Genomic DNA, 3,862 nt, shown 5'->3' with positions numbered 1-3,862 from the left:
TGCGGCGATCACGAGCGTCCTGATAAAAGTCGCGAAATTTGAGTCTATACCCTCAAGCCCGACTTTGGCGAAAATCGCCGTAAGCGCGGCAAAAACCGCCGAAGCCAGCGCCCATAAAGCCCACTCTTGCATGATTTATCCTTTGCGAAATTATAGTCAAATTTTACGTCAAATTTAGCTCGAAAGGGTACAAAATTTAAAATGAAAAAATAAGAAAAAGCTGCAAAGCGATTAAATTTGCCGGTGTTGCAAATGGATTAAGTAGGGTTTAAATCAAAAAAGCGAATGCCTGATTTTTGACATTCGCTTTTAAGGCTTGATTTAAAATTTATTTTTTCTAACATCCGCGACGATATTTTTAGCCATATCGTCTATCTCGGCCGTAACCTCGTTTGTGGTATTTACGATCGAGATATTTTGATGAGTGATGGAGTCGATTTGCGTGACTGACTGATTTATCATATTTATACCATCGCTTTGCTCTTTGATACTCTCGCTCATCTCATTGATACTTTGAGCTAGCACGTTTGCATTGGCTTCGATTTCGCTTAGGGATTTTTGAGTTCTTTCGGCCAGTTTTCTTACCTCATCGGCCACGACGGCAAAACCACGCCCGTGTTCGCCTGCACGAGCCGCCTCGATAGCTGCGTTTAGGGCTAGCAGGTTTGTTTGATCAGCGATGTCGCGGATGATGACGATGATGTTTTTGATCTCCTCGCTTTGGCGAGTTACGTCCTGCGCCTTTTGGCTGATAGCATTCATCGAGCTACTCATCTGCTCGATCGCGGCGGCGCTTTCTTGGATGGAGTCGGCTTGCTTGTGTGCGCCGTCGGTTAGATTTTTCATAGATTCGGCTAGGATTTTAGCTTTTGCTTCTAGGCTTTCAGCCTCGTTTAGATTTTCTTTTAGCATATTGCTAACAGCTACACCGGCGCTCTCTATACCCATGATCATATCTTTTAGATCGCTTTCTAGCTCATCTTTGAGCTCGATTTTAGCGGTGTAATCATTTTTGTTATATGAGTTTAGCACGCGTGCGATGTCTTTTAAATTTGACGATATTGAGCTAAAGAATTTATTTAGCAAATCTTTTAGTTGCACTAGAGCGGGGTTATTAGGATCCGCCTTTATAGTTGCGCCCATATGACCTTTTATCATGAGATTTGCGATGCCGTTCATCTCCTCGATCAGAGCGCTATCTTTTTTGATGCCGTAGACTACTTTATCTATATTTTCGTTGATAGCCCTACTCATAACGCCGAATTCATCCTGCGTATTTACGGTTAACTTTTCAGGAGCCTTAGATACCTCATGTGTAACGAATTTAAACGTATCCTCAAGCTTTTCTTGGATAGTTTTTATCGGACTGAGAGATTTTTTAAGCAATACATAAACAAAAATCGAAAGAGCGACTATAAATAACGCCGCTAGCGCAAGCTGAGCCTTAAGTAGAGGAAGGGTATTGCTAGAAAAAGTATCCGCTCCGATAGCTGCGACAGCTAGCCAGCCTTTATCGTTGATAGGCAAAAGTTTAGCCGTTACGTTCTCGCCCTTATAGTTAGTATAAGGAATAAGTCCGTTTTTATCAAATTTCTTTTCTGCATATTGCTTGGAGAGATATGTAGTAGAGTCGACTGATTTACCGACGTTCTCAGGATTTGAGTGCATTAGCATGACGCCGTCTTGATTCATTAGATAAACATAGCCGTATTCGGTCTTGCCCATATCGAGGATTTTTTTGCTTAGAGTTTTTATATCGATATCTATACCTACTATACCGACAAATTTACCGTTTTTTACCGCAGGTGCTACGAAAGTTACGACCAAATCGTTAGTCGAAGTTAAGCGAGGCTGCATATAAATAGCTTTATTTTCATTTTTAGCCGCTCCGTACCAACCCCTAGTTCGCGGATCATAGTTATCGGCCAAGGTTGTTCTTTTACCGTCCGATTGGAAAAAATAACCATCCTCGCGTCCATAGTAAACATAGGTAACCAGTGAATTTGCAAGCTCTTTTTCTAGCACCAAATGACGCATTATATCATCGCCGTCGTCTGAAATTTTCTCGATGTTTACAGCTATTTTTTTGACCATAGCCAAATAATCTTCAAAAAACGAATTAGCAACAGTATTGACGTCTTTTAAAATTTGAGCCTGATTTTGGCTAACGAGCTGAACGACCTTATTCTCAGCCGTATAATAACTAACCGCCGAAATAGCGGCAAACGAAACGATCAGCGCGACGATGAGCATTAGCGCGATCTTGTTCGTGATAGAACGCATTTTCTCTCCTTAGATTTTGATTAAAATTTCTATTTTACTACGTTAAAAATTAAATAAAATTAAAACTTTACATTAACTATGTTTTAAAGCAAAATCCAGTCCAAATTTATTAAAAATAAGAAGTAATTTTTATGAGAATAAAATATAAAGCGGTATGAAAGCAAAATCAGCGTAGCAAAAACGATAAATTTAATCCAAATTTAACTGCTTCAAGTTAAATTTAAAAGCTAAATTTTAAACGCCTCGCCGAGTCAAATTTAACCCAGCGAGGCTTTATTAAATTTAAGCCGCAAATCTAGTTCGCGGTTTAAATTTAGACGAATTTCGGATCGCTAAACGCCGTTAGCTCAGGCGCCTTGCCCGTAAATTTCTCAATATTTACAAGCGCGGTGTGGCTGATGTTGCCGTTAGCTAGCTTGCTAGTCGGGATATCGATAGTTAGCACATTTGGCGAGCCGTTTTTGCAAAGACCCGCGTCAAATCCGTCGTACCATACGCCTTCAGCTAGCTTAACGACGCCCTCTTTGATATCTTGCGTCACCAAGGCACCCGCCAGCACTTCGCCACGCGCGTTAAACACGCGAACCAAATCGCCGGTTTTTATGCCCTTTTTCGCGGCGTCTTTAGGGTGTATCCAGATCGGCTCACGGTTTGCGATCGCGTAGTTTTCGCGCAGAGATGTTTGGTTTAGCTGCGAGTGGAGGCGATCGGTCGGATGCGGGCTTAGCATGTGTAGCTCGGCAGGTTTATCTTTCATACCTAGCCACTCGATCGGCTCATACCACATCGGATGCGCTTTGCAGTCATCATAGCCCATTTTCTCGATGGTTTCGGAGTAAATTTCGATTAGACCGCTTGGCGTTCCTAGCGGATTTAGCACCGGATCTTCTCTAAACTCGCCAAACCTCACCCACGTATCGCTCTCGGGCGTCGAGGCAAAGGTTACCGGCTTATTTTCGTTCCAAAACTCCTCAAACGGCTTCATATCGGTTTCAAAATCAGGTATAGCCTTGACCTGCTCGTACGCCGCGCCGTAATACTCTTTGATCCAGTCAAATTCGTCCTTGCCGTTGTCGGTGTAGGCTACGACTAAATTTTTAGCGTACGCCTTGCAAAGATCGGTGAAAATTTGATAATCATCGCGTGCTTCGCCGTATTTTTCCACGACTTGTTTCATCGGCACGATGTTCATGTTTGAGTAGTCGCCCGTCATCGTGACGTCGTTGCGCTCGTATGCGGTTGTGGTTGGAAATACGATATCAGCCATCTTAGCCGTCGGCGTCCAATAAGCTTCGTTTACGACTACCGTGCGAGGTTTGCGCCACGCTTCTAGTAGGCGGTTGGTTTCTTGATGATGAGCCAAAGGATTGCCGCCGACCCAGTAGATAAAGTCGATATCGGGATACGTGATTTTCTTGCCGTTGTGATCGATCACTTTGCCAGGATTTAGCAGAGCGTCTGCTATACGAGCGACCGGGAATGCATAGTTTGTCGCCTTTTGTAGCCAACTTTGACCAGTACCCGCAACCGCCGCGGCTTTAGCGACGAAGCGGCCGTTTGCGTCAAATTCTCCGCTATC

At 43.4% G+C, this 3,862-nt stretch carries 2 protein-coding genes and 1 pseudogene; all 3 read right to left on the bottom strand.

The annotated features are described in order from the left end of the window. Window positions 1-132: pseudogene (locus tag Q0546_RS01885) on the bottom strand (EamA family transporter); the annotation flags it as partial. Between the two features lie 189 nt (window positions 133-321). After that, entirely contained in the window at window positions 322-2,283 is a 1,962-nt protein-coding gene (locus tag Q0546_RS01880; protein ID WP_298790011.1) for a methyl-accepting chemotaxis protein, read from the bottom strand. A 313-nt stretch (window positions 2,284-2,596) separates the two neighbouring features. After that, window positions 2,597-3,862 (bottom strand): molybdopterin dinucleotide binding domain-containing protein (locus Q0546_RS01875; RefSeq protein ID WP_298790010.1); only part of this gene is annotated, 1,266 nt, incomplete at its 5' end.

Source organism: uncultured Campylobacter sp. (genome assembly GCF_937997465.1).
In the GTDB taxonomy this organism is placed as follows: Bacteria; Campylobacterota; Campylobacteria; order Campylobacterales; family Campylobacteraceae; genus Campylobacter_A.
The sequence above is the reverse complement of the archived record's forward strand: the minus strand, read 5'-3'. Positions and strand labels throughout refer to the sequence as shown.

Excerpts from the sequence above, each read along its gene's own strand:
- Q0546_RS01880 (WP_298790011.1), bottom strand. The coding sequence starts at position 2,283 with ATGCGTTCTATCACGAACAAGATCGCGCTAATGCTCATCGTCGCGCTG.